Genomic DNA, 19,499 nt, shown 5'->3' with positions numbered 1-19,499 from the left:
ATCGGGTGATCTGCCGAGGTAAGCGGGCGAACCCGGCCCGTAGTGTCGGTGCCGGGTCGTAAGGTCGCTTTCGGTGAGGGAGCACAACGGTTCTGCCGAGGGGCGCGCGGGGGATCCGGAACCGTGGCGGGTGTGCCTGTCGGACTCGTCGGGCCGGGCACTGGGCGCCGGGATGCTGCTGGGCGAATCCACGGTGCTCACCTGCGCGCACGTCGTGCAGGCAGCCGGGGAGGAAGCGCTTTCGGGCGCGCCCGTGCTGGTGCGGTTCGTCGGCCTGGCGGGCATGCCGGAGGCGCAGGCCACCGTGCGGCCCGGCTGCTGGGTGCCGCCGACGGACGACGGCCGGGGTGACATCGCCCTGCTCGACCTCGCCGAAGCGTTTCCCCACGTGCCCGGCGCGCCGCTGGTGCGCTTGCGCGCGGTGCGCGACCGGGTGGTCCACACCTACGGCTTCCCGGCACCGCACCGCTACGGCGTCTGGGTGAACAACGCCGAGCTGGCCGGCCCGGCCGGTGCCGGCGGGGAGTGGATCCAGCTCAACTCGCCGCTGCCCGGCGAGCGGGTCCGGCGCGGCTTCAGCGGCGCGGGCGTGATCGACAAGGCGACCGGTGCGGTGCTGGGCATGGTGGTCACGGAGTACACCGACGAACGCGCCGGGCTCGCGTTCCTGATCCCGGTCGAGGTGATCGAACGGCACGTGCCGGACGTCGCCCGCTGGGTGGGTGAGCCGCCGCGGCCGGCGGCGGGCCCGCTGATCGTGGTCTTCGGCGAACGCGACGCGGCCGTCCGGGAAGGTTTCCTGGAGCAGGTGCGGCGCGAGCGCCGGGACGCCCGTCGGTCCGGAACGGGCCGCGGCGCCCGCGCCGGGCTCGCGGCGATCGTGGACGCGAGCGGCAAGACCGCCGGCGAGGTGGCCGAGCACGTCAGCGCCGGCATCAGCACCGGGGAAGCCGTCACCGTGCTGCAGACCAACCCGGAGGACGTCGCGGTGGCGGTGACCGGCCTCGAAGACGCCCGGGCGCCGGAGGAAGTGCTCACCAGCGTGGTGCGGCCGCTGGTGGACAAGGGAGCCACCGTGCTGGTCCAGTTCAGCGGGCCGGACTCACCCGGCGTGCGCCTGGCGCGGCGCTGGGAGCACGAGCGGAACGCGCGGCGGCTGGCCCGGCTGGCGCTGCTGGTCGAAATGGTGGAGCACGAAGAAGAACGCACGCGGGAGCGGGCCGCCCGGCTCGGTGCGCGCGCGGCGGTGCCCGGCAGTTCCGCGGATCTGCGCCTGCGGCTGGCCGCGCTGCGCTCGGCGGGCGAGCGGATCGAACCGGGCCGCGTGCGGCGCGCGCTGGCGGCGACCGAACGCGACGCGGAAGCGGCCCGGTGGGAGCTGGTCCGGCTGTACGGCCGGCTCGACGCGCTGGCCGACCGGCACGACGAACTGCGCGGCCGGCTGCGCGGCTACAACGCCAAAGCGACCGGCGCGGGCCTGATGGAGGACGAGGAACTGGGCGAGCTGTACCGCGCGGCCATGGCGGTGCTGGCCACGCGGCCGGACGAACCGGAGGCCGCGGCCGAGCCGGTCGAGCGGTACGTGCGTGCGGTGCGCCGCAGGCTGGAGGGAGCGTGACGACCGCTTGGTGCCACGGGCGGCCGGTCGGGCCCATCGGGTTCTGCGAGGTGTGCGGGCGCCGCCGGGTGCCGGTGGAACCGCCGGCGCCGTCCACCCCGGCCCCGTCGACGCCGGCGCCGGAGAGCACCCGGCGCAGCGTGGAGCTCTGGAGCGGCGAAGCGGACTTCCAGTCGCTGCCGGCGATCGAGGTGCCGGACCCGGAAAAGCTCGTCCTCGCCGACCCGGACTACCCCGAGCAGCACCGGTTCTGCGGCCACTGCGGCGAACCCGTCGGCCGCGCCTACGCCGGCGAACCGGCGTTCGCCGAGGGGTTCTGCGAGAACTGCGGCGAACGCTTCTCCTTCCTGCCCAAGCTGAAACGCGGCGAGCGGGTCGGCGACCGCTACGACGTCCTCGGCTGCTTCGCCCGCGGCGGGCTCGGCTGGGTGTACCTGGCCGCCGACACCGCGCTCGCCGGCCAGCACGTCGCGCTCAAGGGCGTGATCAACAGCGGCAACGCCGTGCTGCGCGCGCTCGCGCGGGTCGAGCGCGACGTGCTCGTCCGGCTCGACCACCCGAACATCGTGCGCATCAGCGACTTCGTCGAGCACCCGCCGCCCGGTGGCGGCGAGCCGGACACCTACCTGGTGATGGAGTACGTCGGCGGGCGGTCGCTGCGCGACCTCCTGCGGCAGGGGCCGCCGCCGCGGGTCGAGCACGTGATCGTCTACGGCCGGGCGATCCTCGGCGCACTGGACTACCTCCACGGCGAAGGCCTGCTCTACTGCGACATGAAGCCGGAGAACGTGATCCACGGCGACAAGCGGGTCAAGGTCATCGACCTCGGCGCGGCCCGCCCGATCGGCGACCGGACCGGGCCGAGCGTCGGCACCGAAGGCTTCCAGGCGCCGGCGCACGAGCTCGCCCGGCACGGCCTGACCGTGCGCTCGGACCTGCACACCGTGGGCCGGACGCTGCAGGTGCTGCTCGAAGCCGCGGCCGAAGACGCCGACCCGGACCGGGTCGCCGGCGGGCTGGACTCGCTGCACCGGGTGCTCGAACGCGCGGTCGCGCCGTACGAGCGGCGGTTCGCCACGGCGTCGGAGATGGCCGAGCAGCTCGACGGCGTGCGCCGGGAAATCCTTTCGCTGCGCGACGAACGGCCGCGGCCGGTGCCGTCGGCGCTGTTCGAGGACACGGCGGAACTGCTCGACGACGGCCTCGGCGCGGTGCCCGGCCTCGACCACTGGGTCACCGGCGAAGGCGTCGCCGGCCCGCTGGACCTCGGCCTGCCGGGCGCCGCCGCCGGCGCGGGCCGGCTGCCGATCCCGCGGGTCGCCCCCGAGGACGCCGCCGCCGGGTTCATCGCCGCCGCGGGCGCGCCGGGGCCCCAGCGCTGGCTGGACAAGCTCGCGATGTTCGGCGAACGCTCGGTCGAGATCGCGTTCGCCCGGACGCGGGCGCTGGTCGCGCTGGGCGACCCCACGGCCGCGGCCGCGGCACTGGCGAACGCCGAAGAACAGCTCGGGACCGAGGCCGCGCGCGACTGGCGGGCGGCCTGGCACCACGGGCTGCTGGCACTGGCCCGCGACGACGCCGAGCAGGCCGCGGCCGCGTTCGACCGGGTGCACCGCAGCTGGCCCGGCGAGATCGCGCCGAAGCTGGCGCTCGGGTTCTGCGCCGAACTGCGCGGGGACACAGCGCGGGCCGAGCGCTGGTACCGCTCGGTGTGGCACCGCGACCACGGCCAGGTCAGCGCCGCCTTCGGCCTGGCCCGCTGCGCCCTGCGGACCCACGGCCGCGACACCGCGGTCGCGCTGCTCGACGCCGTACCGCCGATCTCCCGCCACTACGACGCGGCGCGGATCGCCGCGGTGCGCATCCGGGCCGGCCGGCTGCCCTCCGGGCCACCCGGCCGCGACGACTTCGCCGACGCGGCGCGCCGCCTGCCCACGCTCTACCTCGACCGGGAGGCCCACGACCGGCTGGAGGCACTGGTCCGCGAGGCCGCGCTGACCGGGCTGGCCGGCGACGAGGGCTGGAACGGCGGCGCGCTCCTCGGCGAGCGCGTCACCGAACGCGGCCTGCGGTCGCTGCTGGAGCTGTCCCTGCGCCGGCTCGCCGAGCGGGCGCGCGACCGGAACGAGCACGGCGTGCTGGTCGACCTCGCGAACTCCGTCCGGCCGAAGACGAGAAGGTGATCGGATGCCCGAGCGGGACCGCCCGTCGTTCACCCTCCAGCTGAGCCAGAACAAGTACCTGGCGCCCGCGGACGACCGGATGGACGTCGTCCTCACCGTGCGGGTGGGCGATGCCGCGGTCGCCGCGGCCGGGCAGCCGGCGACCGCCGAGCTCCTGCTCGTGGACTGCTCCAGCTCGATGGACTGGCCGCCGACGAAGATCGAGGCCGCGCGGCACGCCTGCCGGGCGGCCATCGGCTCGCTGCGGGACGGCGTGCTGTTCGGGGTCGTCGAATGCACCGGGCGCGCCCGGCTGGTGTACCCGGCCGCGCCGCCGCTGGCGGTGGCCGGCGAGCAGACCCGCCGTGAGGCGAAGGCCGCCGCCGCCGGGCTGATCGCCGGCGGCGGCACCGCGATGAGCACGTGGCTGGACCTCGCCCTGGACCTGTTCGAACAGACCCCGGCCGCGATCCGGCACGCCGTGCTGCTCACCGACGGCCGCAACGAGTCCGACCGCACGGGGGCGCTCGACGCCGCGCTCGAGCGCTGCCGGGGTCAGTTCGCCTGTGACGCCAGGGGAATCGGTGACGACTGGGAGCCGCGGGACCTGCGGCGCATCGCGTCGGCCCTGCGCGGCGGCGCGGACGCCGTGCTGGAGGACAGCGAACTCGCCGGCGACTTCCGGCAGCTGGTCGAGCGGGCGATGGGCCGGACCGTGCCGGACCTGCGGCTGCGCCTGACCACGATGCCCTACAGCAGGCTGCGGTTCGTCAAGCAGGTCTTCCCGACCGAGGTCGAGCTCACCGCGCAGGGTCACCCCGACGGCCGCGGGTTCGAGCTGCCCACCGGGGCGTGGGGCGACGAGCTGCGCGAGTACCACCTCTGCCTCGACGTCGACGCGGGGGAGCTGACCCGGTACGAGGACCGCTTGCTGGGCACCGTCATGCTCGTCGCCGGCGAGCCGGTCGGCGAACCGCAGGCCGTCGTCGGCTACCTGACCGACGACCTCGCGCTGTCCAGCGTCCCCGACGACAACGTCGCCCGCGTCACCGGGCAAGCCGAGCTGGGCCGCGCGGTCTGGGCGGGCTGGGAAGCCTTCGAGCGCGACGACCGGGCGGTGGCGGCACGCGAGTGGGGCACCGCGGTCCGGCTCGCGACCGAGCTGGGCAACGCGGAGGTCCTCAAGCGCCTGGGCCGGCTCGTCGACGTGCGCGACGACGGCGCCGTCACGATCAAGGACGGCGTGCGCCCGCGTGACGGGTTCTCCCTGGTGCTCGGCCCGAACGTCTCCACCTTCTCCGATCCCGAGGCGCCCGCCGCCGTCGTCCCACCCGAACCCGGCGGGGCACCGCGCCAGTGCGTCCACTGTGGACACAAAGCCCGGCCGTCGGCGAAGCGGTGCGGGCGCTGTGGTGAACCCTTCGCGGCGGGAGCGCCGTCGTGACCGCGATCAGCACGACCCGGCAGACCCTGTGGTGGCTGCGGCTGGGCCTGGTGGCCGGCAGCCTGCTGGTGCTCGGGACCGCGCTGGCGACCTTCCTCGGCGTCCGGGCCAGCATCGCCGAGGTGCGGGAGCGGACCGCGCCCGCGGTGCTCGAGGTGTCGCTGGCCAAGGAGGCACTCGTGCACGCGCACGACGCGGCGGTGCGGGCCTTCGAACACGGCCAGGCGAAACTGACCGGTCCCAGCGAGCAGTACGAAGACGAAATCGCCCTGGCCAGCCAGCAGCTCGCGCAGGTCGCGGAGCACAACGCGGCCGGGGAACAGGGCAGCCAGACACTCCGGTTGATCGAGGGCCTGCTGCCGGCCTACAACGGCTTCATCGGGCGGGCCGACGCCCACTTCCGCCAGGAGGGCGGCGGCCCGCTCGCCGCGAGCGACCTGCTGTCGGCGGCGGACCTGCTGACCGCACCGGACAACGGCATCCTCGCGCGGCTCGACACGCTCGAGGCCGCCCAGCGCGCCGCCCTCGACGTCCAGCTGGACGCGAACTGGCTGGACCCCGCGATCACGGTGCTCTGGGCGCTGCCGCTGGTCGTCCTGCTCGGCACGCTGGCGTGGACCCAGCGGTTCCTCGCCCGGCGGTTCCGGCGCACGGTGAACACCGCGTTGCTGGCCGCCACGGCGGCGTGCGTGCTGCTGGGCACGGCAACGGCGCTGCTGCTGGGCATCCAGTCCGGCGCGCGGGACAGCGCCGCCGTGCTGGCGCGGACCGTGGACGCCCGGTCCGCCACCACGACGGCCGTCGCCGACCGAACCCGGTGGACGCTCACCCAGGTGCTGGCCGCCCAGTGCGGGCCGGGCGGGGTGGTCGCCTGCGGCGACACGGTCGCCGCGTTCGCCGCCGCCACGCCCGTGCCGCCCACCGTCCCGGCCCAGCCGCCGCCCGAGGTCGACGAGGCGGCCCTGCTCGGGCCGGGGCTCACCGAACCGGGCTGGAGCGGCGTGCTCGGGTACGGAATTCCCGTGCTGGCCGCCGGAATCGGCGTGCTGGCGGTGGGCGGCCTGCAACCCCGCCTCGACGAATACCGGTTCCGCACGAGGAGAGCGTCGTGAAGCGCTGCGCCTGCTGGGTGCTGATCGTCGTCCTGCTGCTGTCCGGGTGTTCCGCCGGGAGCGGCGCGGAGACGCTGACGGTGCTGGGGCCGTGGACCGGCGACGAGCAGAAGGCGTTCCAGCGGGTGCTCGACGGCTTCACCCGGGCGACCGGGATTCCCGTGCGCTACCAGGGCACCCGCGCGCAGAACCAGGTGCTGCGCGGCGACCTGCAACAGGGCACCCCGCCCCACGTCGCGGTGCTGTCGAACCCGGCCGAACTCGCGGGGTACGTGCGCTTGGGCAAGGTGAAACCGCTGGACGCCGTCCTCGACGCGGAGGTCACGGCGGCCTACAGCGCGCAGTGGCTGCGGCTGCAGCGGCTCGGCGGCAACGCCAAGTACGCGGTGGTGGTGAAGGCCGACCTGAAGAGCATCGTCTGGCACACCCCGGACTCGTTCCCCGGTCCCGCGCCGTCCACCTGGGACGAGCTGGTAGCGGCGTCACAGCGGCTGGCCGCGGCCGGGCAGCGCCCGTGGTGCCTGGGCATGGGCGCCCCGCCGAACTCCGGGTTCCCCGGCACGGACTGGCTCGAGGACATCCTGCTGCACCGCGCCGGGCCGGGCGTCTACAGCAGCTGGGCGGCGGGCCGGCTGGCCTGGACCGACCCCGCGATCGTCGCCGCGTGGCAGAGCTGGGGCACGCTGGTGCTGGCGCCCGGCGCGGTCCGCGGCGGCAGCACGGCGGCGCTGCTCACCTCGTTCGCCGACGCCGGCCGGGCCATGTTCGCCGACCCGCCCGGGTGCGCGCTGGAGCACCTCGGCTCGTTCGCGATCGGCGGGTACGCCGCCGTCCCGCGGCCGGGCGGGCCACCCGTGCCCGACCGGGACTTCCGGTTCTTCCCGTTCCCGGGCGCCGGCGGTGCCGGGCCGTCGGAGGTCTCGGCCGACCTCGCCGGGATGTTCCGCGACACGCCCGGCGCGCGCCGGCTGATGGCGTACCTGGCCGGGGCGGAGGGGCAGCGGATCTGGCCGTCCGGCGGGACCACGTTCTCGGTGCACCAGCACCTCGTCGACCAGGACGTCTACCGCAGCGACGTCACGCGGCGGATCGCGACGACGCTCGCCAGGGGCGGCAACCTGTGCTTCGACGCGTCGGACCTGATGCCCTCGGCGATGACCAGCGCGTTCTACCAGGCGGTGCTGGAGTACCTGGCCGACCCCGCCCGGCTGCCCACCCTGCTCGAGCAGCTCGACCAGGTTCGCCGCGACATCGGCCGGGAGCAGTGGCTCGACCTGCCGTGCTGAGAACCCGTACTACCGAAGGAGATCACGTGCAGGAGTTCGTGCGTTTCCCGCTGGCCGACGGCGGAACGGTCGTCGTCGAGGTCGACGGGGAACCGGGCCTGGAACACGCCTCGGTGCCCTCGGGCGTACTGCGCAAGGCGACCACGACCTTCGAGCACGCGCTGGGCGAGGTCCGCACAGCCGCGGCCGCGGCGCTGGCCCAGTTCCGCAACCTGGGCCCGGACGAGGTCGAGCTCAAGTTCGGTGTCAAGCTGGACGCCCAGGCCGGGGCGGTGATCGCGCGCACCGGCCTGCAGGGCCAGTTCGAGGTCAAGCTGAAGTGGCTGCGGGACGGGGCGTCGCCGGCCGAGGAGGCGGTGGAGGAGCGCTGAGGCGCTACGGCTGACCGGTCTCAGCCGCTCGGGCGCAGCCGCTGGTCCGGGATGTCGGCGGCGCGCCGGTCGCGTTCCCGGCGCAGCCGTTCGAGGTGCTGCTCGATCCGCCGGTCGAGGTCGCGGGCGGCCTCGGACAGGTCCGTCAGGTCGCGACGGGACCACGGGCGCCCGACGGCGGCCTCCGTGTCCCTTTCGTCCCCTGCCCTGTCCACTCCCGGCACCTCCCGGATCGGCCCTGGCTGCCTGCTCTTGGCGTTACTGCCCCATCGGGCGCTTGCCAAAACACCTTCCGGCGTGAGTCGCGGCACGCGGGCGGCCGTCCGGTGGACGTCGGGGAAAACCCCTGGTCACAATTTTGACCGGGTGGTAGAAATTGAGGAGCCGTGGCGGACGGCCGCCACCGGAGCTGGAGGAACCGGCGATGAGTGTGCCTTCCGTGCAGCTGTACTCGGTCCGCGACGCCTTCGCGGCCGACCCCGCCGACACCCTGCGGCGGCTCGCCGCGATCGGCTTCACGCAGGTCGAGCCCTACGGCGTCGTCGAGAACGCCGAGGCACTGCGGGCCGGGCTGCCCGCCTGCGGCCTGACCGCTCCCACCGCGCACGCGCAGCTGCTCGGCGCCGACCAGCACGCCGTCTTCGCCACCGCGGCCGAGCTGGGCATCGGCCTGGTGATCGACCCGTTCGTGCCGCCCGAGCGGTGGCAGGACCCCGCCGACGTCGCGGCCACCGCGGAGGCGCTCAACGCCGCCGCGAAGCTCGCGGCCGAGCACGGCATCCGCGTCGGCTACCACAACCACTGGTGGGAACTGGAATCCCGGATCGACGGCCGCAGCGCCTTCGAGGTGTTCGCCGAGCAGCTCGACCCGGCGGTCGCGCTGGAGGTCGACGCCTACTGGGCCACCGCGGGCGGCGAGGACGCCCCCGCCCTGCTGCGGCGGCTCGGCGACCGCGTGCGGGCCATCCACGTCAAGGACGGCGGGCTCGCCACCGACGCCACCGGCCAGGTCCCGGCCGGCCAGGGCCGGGTGCCGCTCGCCGATGTGCTCGCCGCCGCGCCGGACGCGCTGCGTGTGGTGGAGTTCGACGCCTTCGACGGCGACCTCTTCGAAGCCCTCGCCGCCAGCCACGCCTTCCTGACCGGCTTCCCGACCGGCGCGGACCGATGACCGGCGGGCCGGTCGGCGTCGGCATCATCGGCACCGGCGTCATCAGCGGGACCTACCTCGAGAACCTCACCGCCTTCCCGGACGTCCGCGTGGTGCGGGTCGCCGACCTCGACACCGCCCGCGCGGCGGCGCGCGCGGCCGAGTACGGCGTGCCGCGCTCGGGCACGGTGGCCGAGCTGCTGGCCGACCCGGACGTCGAGCTGGTCGTCAACCTGACCGTCCCGGCCGCGCACGTCGAGGTCGGGCTCGCCGCGCTCGAAGCGGGCAAGCACGTGTGGACGGAGAAGCCCCTCGCGCTGGACCGCCAGACCGGCCGCAAGCTCCTCGACCGCGCCCGGGAGAAGAACCTCCGGGTGGCCAGTGCGCCCGACACGGTGCTCGGCGCCGCGCTGCAGACCGCGCGGCAGGCCGTCGACGCGGGTCGCATCGGCCGTCCGCTGACCGCGCTCGCGCTGTTCCAGGTGCCGGGCCCGGAGCTGTGGCACCCGGCGCCGGAGTTCTACTTCCAGCCCGGTGGCGGGCCGCTGCTCGACATGGGCCCGTACTACCTGACGGCGCTGGTGCACCTGCTGGGCCCGGTCCGGCGCGTCACCGGGGCCGGCGGGCGGGCCCGCGACACCCGGGTCGTCGGGACCGGGCCGCGGGCGGGCACGGAGTTCCCCGTGTCGGTGGCGACCACGGTCACCGCGCTCGTGGAGTTCGAACGCGCGTCGGCCCAGCTGGTCCTGAGCTTCGACTCGGCGCTCAAGCGGCCCGCGCTGGCCGAGCTGACCGGCACGCTCGGCACCGCCGTGCTGCCCGATCCCAACCGGTTCGACGAGCCGACCCGGCTGCACCTGCTCGACCGCGAGGAGCCGGAAGAGCTGATGCCGCGGGGACATCCGGCTTCGCGTGGCACCGGCGCGCTGGAGCTGGCGCGGGCCATCCGGGCGGGCGTCCCGGAACGCGCGTCGGGGGAGCTGGCCTACCACGTGCTCGACGCGATGCTGGCCATCGAGGAGTCCATGACCCGTGGGCAGAGCGTGGAAGTGGCGAGCACGGTCGCCGTCCCGCCGCTGCTGCCGGCGGGCTGGGACCCGTACGCGAAGACGCTCTAGAGCGGGACGGTGAGCAGGTTCTGCAGGTAGAAACGCAGCGAGCCGACCAGGTCGACGTCGCCGGGGACGGTCAGCCACTGCACCTGCAGGCCGTCCATCAGCGCGATGAACGTCAGCGCGGCCAGCGCGGGCTCGACGCCGTCGCGCAGCTCGCCGCGGGCCGCGAGGGCCGCGAACGACTCGTGGACGCCGTCGCGCGCGGCCCGGTAGTGGCGGACGAAGTACGCGTGCGCCGGGTGGTCCGGGGCGACCGCTTCGGCGGCGAGCCGCGAATAGAGGTCGACGATCCCGGGGTGGCGGACGTTGTGCTCGGCGAGCGCGACGAAGTGGCGCAGGACCTCGAGCCCGGGCGGCACGGTGAGCTGCTCGCGCTCGGAGTCCTCGGCGTCCCGGCGTTCGAGCACGGCGGCGAGCAGGGCTTCCTTGGTGGGGAAGTAGTAGAGGAGGCCCGCGTGCGAAATCCCGACGCGCTTGGCGATCTCCCGCAGCGACGAGCCGTGGTAGCCGAGCTCGCCGTACGCCGCGGCCGCCGCCGTGATGATGTCCTCGCGGCGGATCCGGCCCTTCAGGTAGCCCCCGGTCACGGGGTCGCGGTGGTCTCGGCGGCGTGCACGGCACCATCATGCCGCAGCGGGAGTTCGCACATGCCGCGTGATCGAACGAACAAACCAATGGTGCGAGATCGGGCGCTTTGCGAGCATCGGGACGTGAAGAGCGCGGAACGGTTCCGGGTGATCGTGGAGCGCTTGCGCGACGCCGAGCAGGTGGGCGTCGCCGAACTGGCCGCGGCGACCGGGGCGTCGGAGATGACCGTCCGCCGCGACCTCGACCACCTGGCGTCCCGGGGCGTGCTGCGCCGCGTGCACGGCGGCGCGGTCGCGGTGTCGCCGTCGGGCGTCGAACCGCCGTTCGCGGCCCGGGCGACGACCGCCGTCGCGGCGAAGCGGGCCATCGCCGCCGCCGCGGCCGAGCTGATCCGCGACGGCGAGACGGTCGTCCTCGACAGCGGCACGACGGCGCTGGAGCTGGCGCGGCTGCTGCGCGGGCGCCCGGTCACCGTGCTGCCGCTGTCCCTGCACGCGGCCCGCGAGCTGGCCGAGGCACCCGGCGTCCGGCTGCTGCTGCCCGGTGGCGAAGCGCGGCCGGGCGAGCAGGCCCTGGTGGGCCCGCTGACGTGCGCGTCCCTGCGGGCGCTGCGGTTCGACGTCGCCGTGCTGAGCCCCTGCGCGGTCGGCGTCGACTCCGGGTTCACCGCCTTCGACCTGGACGACGCCGAGGTCAAGCGGACCGCGCTCGCCGTCTCGGCGCGGGCGATCGTGCTCGCCGATGGCACCAAGTGGGGCCGTTCCACGCTCGCCTGTGTCTGTCCCGCCGACCGCGCCGACGTGGTGATCACCGATCCCGGCGCACCAGAAGACCAGCGTGCCGCGCTGACCGAGCGCGGCGTGCTGGTGCACGTTGCTGTCCCCACCCCCACGGAGAGCCGATGACGACCGTCCAGCCCCGCCCGCGTGCCGCCCGGTTCGCGACCTTCATGTTCTTCGGCCTCAACGGCTTCGCGATGGGCATGTGGGTGGTGCACATCCCGAACATCGAGCGCGCGACGGGCATCTCGCACACCACGCTGGGCGCGCTGCTGCTGGTGCTCGGCGGCGCCGCGTTCGCCGGTATGCAGGTGGCGGGCCCGCTCGTCGACCGGCTCGGGCAGCGGCGGCTGGTGCCGGCCGCCGGGATCCTGCTCGGCCTCGCGGTGTGCGGGCCCGGGTTCGCGGATTCGTGGTGGACGCTGGGTTTGGCGCTGATCGGCTTCGGGTTCGGCAACGGTGCCATCGATGTCGGGATGAACGCCCACGCGGTCGTGGTCGAACGGGCCTACCCGCGCCCGATCATGGCGGCCTTCCACGCGATGTGGTCGATCGGCGGCGCGATCGCCGCGGTCATCGGCGCGGCGACGCTCGGCGCGGGCGTGCCCACCGGGGTGACGCTGACCAGCACCGGCCTGGTGTGCGTGCTGCTTTCCGTGGTGTCGGCGCGCTTTCTGATGGAGCCGGCCGACGCTCCGGCCGCTGTTGCTGCATCCGAGGCCGCCGAGCCGGCCGAGCGCCGCCGGACCCCGGGCCGGACGGTCTGGCTGCTCGGCCTGCTGGCGCTGGCGCTGATGCTGTCGGAGGGCGTCGCGAACGACTGGGCCGCACTGCACATGGAGAAGGTGCTCGGCACGTCGTCCTCGACGGCGGCGCTGGCGTACGGCGCCTTCGCGGTGGCGATGACGACCGGCCGGTTCCTCACCGACCGCGTCGCGGCCTGGGCGGGCCCGGCGGCGATCGTCCGCTACGGCGCGACGCTGGCGGCGGTGGGGCTGACCGTGGCCGCGGCGGTGCCGTGGGTGCCGGTGTCGCTGGTCGGCTGGGCGTTGTTCGGCCTGGGTCTTTCGGGCGGCGTCCCGCAGCTGTTCACGGCGGCGGGCAACCTGGACACGCGGGCGTCGGGCGCGTTGATGGCCCGGGTGGTCGGCCTCGGCTACGTCGGCCTGCTGGCCGGCCCGGCGCTCATCGGCGGGCTGACGCACTGGCTGCCGCTGAACGTCACGTTCGCGGTGCCGGTGGTGCTGTGCGTGCTGGCGGCCCTGTTCGCCGGGGTGCTGAGCCCGAAGCCGGAACCGGTGGAGCAGCCCGTCGGGTGCTAGCGGTGGTGCGCAAGGGTTTCGTGGGCCCGGTCCGCCCGATCGGCCGGTTCGGTCCACGGGTGCCCGACCGGCCGCGGCTCGAGCAGCCGCACCACCGATGCGTAGCCGGCGATCGCGGCCGAGGCGGCGACAACGAGCACGACGACCACGCCGGCCAGGTCCTCGGCGCGGCCGGGTCGCCGCCCGCCGGCCCAGCGGAAGGCCACACCGAGCGGGACGGCGGTCAGCGCGTCGGCGAAGTTGTGGACGGTGTCGCCCAGCAGCGCGACCGACCCGGTGACCAGCACGAGCGCGAGGTGCGCGACGGCGGTGGTGCCGACGGCGGTCAGCCGGCACCTGGCCAAGCTGCGCCTGGCAGGCCTGGTGAAGGGCCGCACGTTCGTCTACTACTCGGCGGCCGAAACCACGTCCGCGGCATGCTGGCCCAGGCTCTGCACCACGCGGAGCACGACATCCCCGCGGGCGACCACGCCCACCACCCGCGGACCGGCTGATCGGCGTTTCCCCGCCCCGCCGCACCGGGTAGCCCCGAGGTGATCGCCGTCCGAATCGCGGGCGGCGTGGCGGAGGGAATGACCGATGTCGACCGCACCCCCGGTGCCGCCCGAACCCGTCCAGCCCGATCCCGTCGTTCCGGATCCCGTGCCGCCCGGACCCCGGCCGGACCGGCCGCTCCCGGACCCCGGTGTCCCGGTGCCGGACCCGGTGCCGCCGGACCCGAAGCCGGGGCCCGAACGCGAACAACTACGAGACTCAGATCATACGAGTTTCATATGAACTCGTGTACCGTCGAGGCATGACAACAGCGCAGAGCTACCGCCGGATGATCAACACCGGCAACAAGATCGTCGTGGGGCTGCAGCGGCTCGGCGTCGCCTTCGGTCCGATGCAGCTGCTCACCGTGCCCGGGCGGCGCACCGGCGTCCCGCGCACCTTCCCCATCGCGGTCAACCCCATCGACGGGCACCGCTACATCGTCCAGGCCTACCCGAAGGCGGCCTGGGTGGCGAACGTGCGGGCCGCGGGCGAGGTGACGCTGACCCGGGGCCGCCGGTCGTCGGCCGCCCGGCTGACCGAGCTGCCGGTCGAGGAGCGGCGGCCGGTCCTGCGCCGGCTGGTCGAAACGAGCCCGGCGAGCGTGGGGAAGCGGTTCGTGACCACCGGCTTGGCGGCGGCGCCCACGCCCGACGCCGTCGCGGCGGCCGCGGAGCACATCGCGGTGTTCCGGGTCGAACAGCGCTGAGTCAGCGACGCCGCTCGAGGGTGCGCAGCAACTGCCGGGCCGCGCGGCGGGCCTGGGGGCTCGGGTGGATCGTGCGCTCGCCGTCCGGCTGGGGTGCCGGTGCGCCGGCGAGCAGCTCCACCAGCGCGACGGCGAGCTCCCGGACCTTGACGTTGCACTCCTGGCTCGCCCGGCGCAGCGTGTGCCACGCTTCATCGGGGTCGCAGCGGCGCAGGGCGATGACGATGCCCTTCGCCTCCTCCAGCGCCGCGCGCGACTGCAGGAGATCCAGCATCTGGCCGGTCCGGTCCGGCTGGGCCGCTTCGGCGACGACCAGCGCCATCGCGGCGAGCCGCTCGTGGCGCCGCAGCACGTCCACCGTCTCTTCCGTGGCGGGCCGGTCGAGGGTCACCGACAGGACCAGCGCCCCTTCGGCGTCCCACGTCGACGGCAGGGCCGCGATCCCGCGTAGGCGCGGCCAGTCCGTGGCGTGGGCGGGGTGGTGTTCCAGCAGGCCGCTCAGTGTCAGGGACGGCCAGCGGTCGTCGGCGTAGACGTCGGCGGTCACCACCGGCTCGCCGGTGCGGGCCGCGGTGGGGACCGGGCCGCCGAACCCGTTCAGCTGGGCCGGGACGAGGGCCGTGGAGAGCCCGTGTGCGGCCGCCACGCGCAGGGGGCCGCCGCGGTGGTGCACGGACACCGCGGCGCCGAGGGCGCCCGGTACGTCGCCCGCGATCCGGACGAGGAGTTCGTCCAGCAGGGGAGTGACCCCGTGCCTCGTGGCTATTCCGGTCACCGCAAACCCCTCCTCGGCGCGGTGGAGGCGGGGCCGGTGCGCACCCGGCCCCGCCCCGATCGGGGTCAGGCCTTGATCTGCTTCTGGTCGCCGGCGCCGTCGATCTCGATGCGCCGCGGCTTCGCCTTCTCGACGATCGGGATGCGGACGGTCAGCACCCCGGCGTCGTAGTTCGCGGTGATGTGCTCGGTGTCCAGGGTGTCGCCGAGGAACAGCTGGCGGGAGAACACGCCCAGCCGCCGCTCGGAGACGTGCATCCGGACGTCGTCACCGGTCGGCAGGGGCCGTCGTTCGGCCTTGACCGTGAGGACGTTGCGCTCGACGTCCAGCTCGACGGCGCCGGGATCGACGCCGGGGAGGTCGAAGCACACCACGAACTCGTCGCCGGCGCGGTAGGCGTCCATCGGCATGGCGGCCGGTTTCGACCAGGTGCCGGCGCCGAAGACCTGCTGGGCGAACCGGTCGAGGTCGCGGAACGGGTCGGTGCGCATCAACATCGGGATCCACCTCCTGAATTGACAGCTCTGGTGTCAACACGCAGGTCTGTTCTAGCATGTCGTCAAAACGATGACAAGATGTGGGTCGTCGAAAGGATGACGTGATGGACGCAACCGATCCCACCGGCGCGCTGCGCCGGATCCAGGAGGTGGTCACGGCCGCCCGGGCCGGGGCCGGCGACCGGGAGCAGGTGCTGGCGGCGCTGTCCGGCCTGCGGCTGCTGCGGGAAGAACTGGCGAGCTGGGAACCGGAGCTGATCACGGCGGCCAGGGCGGCCGGCGCCAGCTGGGTGGCGCTCGCGCCCGCGCTGGGCGTCGCCAGCCGCCAGGCCGCGGAACGGCGTTACCTGCGGCTGCAGCCGTCGCACACCGGCGAGAAGACCGGCGAGGCGCGGGTCGACGCGGAACGCGACCGGCGCGCGGGCGACCGGGCCGTCGCCGACTGGGCCCGGCGCAACTCCGCCATCCTGCGCCAGCTCGCCGGCCGGGTCAGCGCGCTCGACGGGCTGGGGCCCGCCGCGCAGGAGAGCGCCGACCGCCTCGGCGCGGCCCTCGGCGACGACGACCCGGCGACCCTGCTCCCGCCGCTGGCCGCCGCCCGGCCGCACCTGACCGGCGCGCTGGCCGAGCAGCTCGGGGAGATCTCCGCCCACACCGACCAGCTGCGCCGGGACGCCGCCGGCAACCGCCGCTCCCGGGAGTGACCGGGTTTGCCCGGCCGCCTGCCGGGCACCCGCCGCGGGAGCGACGGAAGGACGGTGCCGCCATGACCGCCGAACCCCCGGACCCGGATCCCCGCCGGACGCCGGACCTGGAAGCCGGGGGCGGGGTGCCCCCGGGCAGCACGCCCCCCGACTCCGCCCAGACGTCGGGGCTGTCGCGCCCGCAGCCGATGCCGTCCAAGGCGATGCCGGTGCTGTGGCTGGTCCTCACCGGCGTGCTCGTGCTGATGGTCGCCGGACTGGTGATCGCACTCGCCGTCGGCTGGTTGCGCGTCTGAGATCCGGGTACCCGCGAAGCATGGACGACACCCCTGACCGGACGGAAACCCGGGCCGAGCTGCTGCCCGAAGAACAGGCCGTCGACAGCGCGGATCCCGAGGGCCAGGCCCGCGAGGTGCTGCGCGACTCCGACCGCCGCACCGAGCATCCGGAGGCGACGCTGGGGCGCCGCAAGCCCGAGGACACGGTCTAGCTAGTCGCCGCCGCGGAAGTTGTCCTCCGTGGCCGGGTGACCCGGCCGCGACTTCGCGTCCTCGTCTTCCAGGGGCCCGTCGGGCTCGTTGCGGCGCGGCGGTTCGACCGGGTTCCCGCTCGAGTCGACTTCGCCGGTCTCGTCGTGGGGCTGGGACATCGTTCCTCCTCGGGTGGCCGATCCTTCGCGGCTACCCGGCGGACACGCGTGTCAACCGCTCCTCGGCCGGCGTCTCGCGGCGCAGCGTCAGGACCGCGACCAGGCCCAGCGCGGCCACGACGGCGAAGAACCAGAAGCCCCACGGGTAGGCGATCCCGGCCGTGACCAGCGCCCCGGTGACGAACGGGCCGAGGATCGAGCCCAGCCGCCCGACCGCCGACGTCAGCCCGAGGGCGGTGCCCCGGACGTGCGCCGGGAAGGCGTGCGCGACGTAGCCGTAGATCAGCACCTGCGCGGAGAACACGAACACGCCGGTCAGCAGGACGACCGCGTTGAGCAGCACCGCGTTGCCGATCTTCAGGCTCAGCGCCGCGAGCAGGACCGCGCCGGTGCCGAACCAGATCCGCGCGATCGGCCGGATGCCGAAGCGGTCGGCGACCGTCCCGGCCAGCACCAGCCCGAGCACCGCGCCGACGTTGAGCACCAGCAGCAGCGTGATCGACGTCGAGATCGGGTAGCCCGCCGTCCGCATCAGCTGCGGCAGCCACGTGTTGAGCCCGTAGACCAGCAGCAGCCCCATGAACGAACCGGTCCACACGGCGATGCTGATCCGCCGGAACTTCCCGCCCAGGAGGTCTTTGAGCGCCACGCGCCCGGGTTCGTCCTTGGCGGCGAGGTAGGCGGCGGATTCCGGCAGCTTCCACCACATCAGCGGCACGGCCAGCAGGCCGGCGATCCCGCCGCCGTAGAACAGCAGGTGCCAGTCCTCCTGAACGGACAACGCGAGGACCGACGTCAGCACCGCGCCGACGTGGTAGCCGGTCATGGTGAACGTGCTCGCGCTCGCGCGCCGCCGGGCGGGCAGGTTCTCCGACATCACGGTGAGCGCCACCGGCATGCACGCGCCGAGGCCGAGCCCGGCGGCGAACCGGAACACCCCGAACATCGCCACGTTCGGCGCGAGCGGCGTCAGCAGGGTGAACAGCGAGAACAACAGGACCGAGCCGATCAGCAGCGCGCGGCGGCCAAAGCGGTCGGTGAGCGGGCCGAGGAACGCCGCGCCGACGGCCACGCCGATCAGCGACACCGTGGCGACGGCGGTCGCGCCGGCCGCGGTGAACCCGAGGTGGCCGCTCTTGAGCAGGGTCGGGATGGTCGCGCCGAGCGCGACCAGGTCGTAGCCCTCGAGCAGGACGGTCAGCCAGCAGAGGACTGCCGTCCACGCGCCACGAGACGTCGTCATTGCCGTGCTCCTCAGAACGGGTACTGCGCGATGTCCGCGCGGACGGTCAGCCACTGGGTCTCGGTGAAGGCCTCGATGTTGGCCTTGGCGCCGCCGAAGCGGGAGCCGTTGCCGGAGTCACCGACGCCGCCGAAGGGCGCGGTCGGCTCGTCGCCGACGGTCTGCTCGTTGATGTGCACCTTGCCCGAGCGGACCTCCTCGGCCAGCTGCATCGCGGTGCCGACGTCGCCGAGGATGCCGACCGACAGGCCGTACTCGGAGTCGTTGACCAGCCGCGCGGCCTCGTCGAGGTCGCGGTAGGCGCGCACCGGCGCGACTGGCCCGAAGATCTCCTCGCGCCAGGCGGGGCTGTGGTCGTCGAGTCCGAAGAGGACGGTTGGCGGGTAGAACGGCGCGTCGGGCTTCCCGCCCGCCAGCACCCGCGCGCCGGCCGCGACGCTGCGGTCGACGACGTCGGTGACGTGCGCGAGCTGGCGGTCGTCGATGATCGGGCCGAGCGCGACGTCGCCCTCGGCCGGGTTCCCGACGGGCAGCCGGCGCGCCTTCTCCGCGAGCGCCTCGACGTATTCGTCCACTTGGGACTCGTGGACGAGGTGGCGGCCGGTGGTCATGCAGATCTGGCCCTGGTGCAGGAACGAGCCGAACGCGCCGGCGGAGGCCGCCTTGGCGACGTCGGCGCCGGGCAGCACGACGAGCGCGTTGTTCCCGCCCAGCTCCAGGTGCACGCGCTTGAGCGAGCGCGCGGCGGCTTCGCCGACCTTCCGCCCGGCCGCGGTCGAGCCGGTGAACGACACGACCGACACCTCCGGCGCGTCGACCACCGCGGCGCCGACCCCGGCGTCCCCGGGCAGCAGGTGCAGGAGTCCTTCGGGCAGGCTGGCCTCCTCGAAGACGCGCAGGATGCTCACGCCGCCGCACACCGCGGTCCGCAGGTCGGGCTTGAGCAGCACGGCGTTGCCGAGCGCGAGCGCCGGCGCGACCGAACGGATGGCCAGGATCAGCGGGAAGTTGAACGGCGAGATCACCGAAACGACGCCGGCCGGCACCCGCCGGGCCAGCGACCAGCGGGGTTCGCCGGTGCTCAGCACCTCGCCGAGCGGGTGGGTCGGCAGGGCCGCGGCTTCGAAGCAGATCCCGGCCGCCAGCTCGGTCTCGATTCCCGCCTTGGGCCGCGTCGAACCGGCCTCGCGGACGATCCAGTCCTGCACCTCGGCGGCGTGCGCCTCCCACAGCTCGCCGGCGCGGCGCAGCACCGCGGCGCGTTCGGCGGGCTTGCGCCGGGCCCAGTCACGCTGGGCCTTGGCCGCGGTCGCGGCGGCTTCGGCGACGTCGTCCGGCGTCGCGACGCCCACGCTGCCGAGGGTCTCGCCGGTGGCCGGTTCGACGACCGCGTGGGTGCCGCCGGTACCGCCGTCGAACGCGTTCTCGAGCAGGGTCATGA

General features: G+C 74.5%; 21 protein-coding genes and 2 pseudogenes. 15 read left to right on the top strand and 8 right to left on the bottom strand.

Going from position 1 to position 19,499, the window contains the following annotated elements:
* The first annotated feature begins 73 nt into the window (after positions 1-73).
* From I4Q55_RS35320 to I4Q55_RS35295, 6 genes are read left to right on the top strand one after another with little or no spacing between them, the layout of a single operon-like run.
* A complete protein-coding gene (locus I4Q55_RS35320) occupies positions 74-1,618 on the top strand; it encodes a trypsin-like peptidase domain-containing protein (RefSeq protein WP_307793403.1) in 1,545 nt (514 codons plus the stop codon).
* On the top strand, positions 1,615-3,801 hold the full coding sequence (locus I4Q55_RS35315) for a serine/threonine-protein kinase (RefSeq protein WP_206794375.1): 2,187 nt from the start codon (positions 1,615-1,617) through the stop codon (positions 3,799-3,801). The genes I4Q55_RS35320 and I4Q55_RS35315 overlap by 4 nt, the downstream gene beginning before the upstream one ends.
* Before the next feature lie 4 nt (positions 3,802-3,805).
* Positions 3,806-5,224, top strand: coding sequence for a vWA domain-containing protein (locus I4Q55_RS35310; protein ID WP_206794373.1), 1,419 nt, complete (start codon positions 3,806-3,808; stop codon positions 5,222-5,224).
* Positions 5,221-6,336 (top strand): hypothetical protein, encoded by a 1,116-nt coding sequence (locus I4Q55_RS35305; RefSeq protein ID WP_206794371.1) that lies wholly within the window; start codon positions 5,221-5,223, stop codon positions 6,334-6,336. Before I4Q55_RS35310 ends, I4Q55_RS35305 begins: the two co-directional genes overlap by 4 nt.
* Complete coding sequence (locus I4Q55_RS35300; protein WP_206794369.1) at positions 6,333-7,622, top strand: ABC transporter substrate-binding protein; 1,290 nt, start codon at positions 6,333-6,335, stop codon at positions 7,620-7,622. The genes I4Q55_RS35305 and I4Q55_RS35300 overlap by 4 nt, the downstream gene beginning before the upstream one ends.
* A 26-nt stretch (positions 7,623-7,648) precedes the next feature.
* Positions 7,649-7,993, top strand: a complete 345-nt coding sequence (locus I4Q55_RS35295; protein ID WP_206794367.1) for a CU044_2847 family protein — start codon at positions 7,649-7,651, stop codon at positions 7,991-7,993.
* Between the two features lie 20 nt (positions 7,994-8,013).
* Here the strand turns inward: I4Q55_RS35295 and I4Q55_RS35290 are convergent, their stop codons facing one another.
* Positions 8,014-8,208 (bottom strand): hypothetical protein, encoded by a 195-nt coding sequence (locus I4Q55_RS35290; protein ID WP_206794365.1) that lies wholly within the window; start codon positions 8,206-8,208, stop codon positions 8,014-8,016.
* 209 nt (positions 8,209-8,417) lie between these two features.
* Here I4Q55_RS35290 and I4Q55_RS35285 point away from each other — a divergent pair, with 209 nt between their 5' ends.
* Together I4Q55_RS35285 and I4Q55_RS35280 are read left to right on the top strand one after the other, a co-directional pair.
* Positions 8,418-9,164 (top strand): sugar phosphate isomerase/epimerase, encoded by a 747-nt coding sequence (locus tag I4Q55_RS35285; protein WP_206794363.1) that lies wholly within the window; start codon positions 8,418-8,420, stop codon positions 9,162-9,164.
* Positions 9,161-10,261: a Gfo/Idh/MocA family protein gene (locus I4Q55_RS35280; protein ID WP_206794361.1), complete on the top strand. Its 1,101-nt coding sequence runs from the start codon at positions 9,161-9,163 to the stop codon at positions 10,259-10,261. The genes I4Q55_RS35285 and I4Q55_RS35280 overlap by 4 nt, the downstream gene beginning before the upstream one ends.
* Here the strand turns inward: I4Q55_RS35280 and I4Q55_RS35275 are convergent.
* Positions 10,258-10,845 (bottom strand): TetR/AcrR family transcriptional regulator, encoded by a 588-nt coding sequence (locus I4Q55_RS35275; RefSeq protein WP_206794359.1) that lies wholly within the window; start codon positions 10,843-10,845, stop codon positions 10,258-10,260. The two genes, I4Q55_RS35280 and I4Q55_RS35275, sit on opposite strands and share 4 nt — an antisense overlap.
* 123 nt (positions 10,846-10,968) lie before the next feature.
* Between I4Q55_RS35275 and I4Q55_RS35270 the strand changes: the two genes are divergently transcribed.
* Both I4Q55_RS35270 and I4Q55_RS35265 read left to right on the top strand, forming a co-directional pair.
* Positions 10,969-11,751: a DeoR/GlpR family DNA-binding transcription regulator gene (locus I4Q55_RS35270; RefSeq protein WP_307793402.1), complete on the top strand. Its 783-nt coding sequence runs from the start codon at positions 10,969-10,971 to the stop codon at positions 11,749-11,751.
* Entirely contained in the window at positions 11,748-12,947 is a 1,200-nt protein-coding gene (locus tag I4Q55_RS35265) for an MFS transporter (RefSeq protein WP_206794357.1), read from the top strand. Before I4Q55_RS35270 ends, I4Q55_RS35265 begins: the two co-directional genes overlap by 4 nt.
* Positions 12,948-13,000: 53 nt before the next feature.
* Here I4Q55_RS35265 and I4Q55_RS35260 read toward each other — a convergent pair.
* Positions 13,001-13,270: pseudogene (locus I4Q55_RS35260) on the bottom strand (cation transporter); the annotation flags it as partial.
* Between I4Q55_RS35260 and I4Q55_RS49665 the strand changes: the two are divergent.
* Together I4Q55_RS49665 and I4Q55_RS35255 are read left to right on the top strand one after the other, a co-directional pair.
* Positions 13,263-13,441 (top strand): annotated as a pseudogene (locus I4Q55_RS49665) (transcriptional regulator); the annotation flags it as partial. The pseudogenes I4Q55_RS35260 and I4Q55_RS49665 sit on opposite strands and share 8 nt — an antisense overlap.
* 302 nt (positions 13,442-13,743) lie before the next feature.
* Complete coding sequence (locus I4Q55_RS35255) at positions 13,744-14,190, top strand: nitroreductase family deazaflavin-dependent oxidoreductase (protein ID WP_242547351.1); 447 nt, start codon at positions 13,744-13,746, stop codon at positions 14,188-14,190.
* A gap of 1 nt (position 14,191) precedes the next feature.
* Here I4Q55_RS35255 and I4Q55_RS35250 read toward each other — a convergent pair whose 3' ends face one another.
* Positions 14,192-14,965: an ANTAR domain-containing protein gene (locus tag I4Q55_RS35250; protein ID WP_307793401.1), complete on the bottom strand. Its 774-nt coding sequence runs from the start codon at positions 14,963-14,965 to the stop codon at positions 14,192-14,194.
* Between the two features lie 65 nt (positions 14,966-15,030).
* A complete protein-coding gene (locus I4Q55_RS35245) occupies positions 15,031-15,462 on the bottom strand; it encodes an Hsp20/alpha crystallin family protein (RefSeq protein ID WP_206794355.1) in 432 nt (143 codons plus the stop codon).
* Between the two features lie 104 nt (positions 15,463-15,566).
* On the opposite strand from I4Q55_RS35245, the gene I4Q55_RS35240 reads away from it, so the two are divergent.
* The 3 genes from I4Q55_RS35240 to I4Q55_RS35230 all read left to right on the top strand — a co-directional run bounded on the left by I4Q55_RS35240 (position 15,567) and on the right by I4Q55_RS35230 (position 16,656).
* Positions 15,567-16,166 (top strand): DUF3156 family protein, encoded by a 600-nt coding sequence (locus I4Q55_RS35240; protein WP_206794352.1) that lies wholly within the window; start codon positions 15,567-15,569, stop codon positions 16,164-16,166.
* A 62-nt stretch (positions 16,167-16,228) separates the two neighbouring features.
* On the top strand, positions 16,229-16,462 hold the full coding sequence (locus I4Q55_RS35235) for a DUF6480 family protein (protein WP_206794350.1): 234 nt from the start codon (positions 16,229-16,231) through the stop codon (positions 16,460-16,462).
* A 20-nt stretch (positions 16,463-16,482) separates the two neighbouring features.
* On the top strand, positions 16,483-16,656 hold the full coding sequence (locus tag I4Q55_RS35230; protein ID WP_167344367.1) for a hypothetical protein: 174 nt from the start codon (positions 16,483-16,485) through the stop codon (positions 16,654-16,656).
* Here I4Q55_RS35230 and I4Q55_RS35225 read toward each other — a convergent pair whose 3' ends face one another.
* Genes I4Q55_RS35225 through I4Q55_RS35215 form a run of 3 tightly spaced genes read right to left on the bottom strand, consistent with a single transcriptional unit; the run spans position 16,657 to position 19,497 of the window.
* Positions 16,657-16,815 carry a hypothetical protein gene (locus I4Q55_RS35225; protein WP_206794348.1) on the bottom strand — a complete coding sequence of 53 codons (159 nt, stop codon included), beginning with the start codon at positions 16,813-16,815 and terminating at the stop codon, positions 16,657-16,659. It abuts the gene before it with no gap.
* A 31-nt stretch (positions 16,816-16,846) separates the two neighbouring features.
* Positions 16,847-18,058: an aromatic acid/H+ symport family MFS transporter gene (locus tag I4Q55_RS35220; protein WP_206794346.1), complete on the bottom strand. Its 1,212-nt coding sequence runs from the start codon at positions 18,056-18,058 to the stop codon at positions 16,847-16,849.
* An 11-nt stretch (positions 18,059-18,069) separates the two neighbouring features.
* Positions 18,070-19,497: a benzaldehyde dehydrogenase gene (locus tag I4Q55_RS35215; protein ID WP_206794344.1), complete on the bottom strand. Its 1,428-nt coding sequence runs from the start codon at positions 19,495-19,497 to the stop codon at positions 18,070-18,072.
* Between the last annotated feature and the right edge of the window lie 2 nt (positions 19,498-19,499).

It is taken from the genome of Amycolatopsis sp. MtRt-6 (assembly GCF_017308975.1).
Lineage (GTDB): Bacteria > Actinomycetota > Actinomycetes > Mycobacteriales > Pseudonocardiaceae > Amycolatopsis.
Note: the sequence above shows the minus strand (reverse complement) of the source record. Positions and strands in the feature narration are given on the sequence as shown.

Excerpts from the sequence above, each read along its gene's own strand:
- I4Q55_RS35280 (WP_206794361.1), top strand. The coding sequence starts at position 9,161 with ATGACCGGCGGGCCGGTCGGCGTCGGCATCATCGGCACCGGCGTCATC.
- I4Q55_RS35230 (WP_167344367.1), top strand. The coding sequence starts at position 16,483 with ATGGACGACACCCCTGACCGGACGGAAACCCGGGCCGAGCTGCTGCCC.
- I4Q55_RS35240 (WP_206794352.1), top strand. The coding sequence starts at position 15,567 with ATGGACGCAACCGATCCCACCGGCGCGCTGCGCCGGATCCAGGAGGTG.
- I4Q55_RS35215 (WP_206794344.1), bottom strand. The coding sequence starts at position 19,497 with ATGACCCTGCTCGAGAACGCGTTCGACGGCGGTACCGGCGGCACCCAC.
- I4Q55_RS35285 (WP_206794363.1), top strand. The coding sequence starts at position 8,418 with ATGAGTGTGCCTTCCGTGCAGCTGTACTCGGTCCGCGACGCCTTCGCG.
- I4Q55_RS35235 (WP_206794350.1), top strand. The coding sequence starts at position 16,229 with ATGACCGCCGAACCCCCGGACCCGGATCCCCGCCGGACGCCGGACCTG.
- I4Q55_RS35220 (WP_206794346.1), bottom strand. The coding sequence starts at position 18,058 with ATGACGACGTCTCGTGGCGCGTGGACGGCAGTCCTCTGCTGGCTGACC.
- I4Q55_RS35255 (WP_242547351.1), top strand. The coding sequence starts at position 13,744 with ATGACAACAGCGCAGAGCTACCGCCGGATGATCAACACCGGCAACAAG.
- I4Q55_RS35265 (WP_206794357.1), top strand. The coding sequence starts at position 11,748 with ATGACGACCGTCCAGCCCCGCCCGCGTGCCGCCCGGTTCGCGACCTTC.
- I4Q55_RS35245 (WP_206794355.1), bottom strand. The coding sequence starts at position 15,462 with ATGTTGATGCGCACCGACCCGTTCCGCGACCTCGACCGGTTCGCCCAG.
- I4Q55_RS35310 (WP_206794373.1), top strand. The coding sequence starts at position 3,806 with ATGCCCGAGCGGGACCGCCCGTCGTTCACCCTCCAGCTGAGCCAGAAC.
- I4Q55_RS35225 (WP_206794348.1), bottom strand. The coding sequence starts at position 16,815 with ATGTCCCAGCCCCACGACGAGACCGGCGAAGTCGACTCGAGCGGGAAC.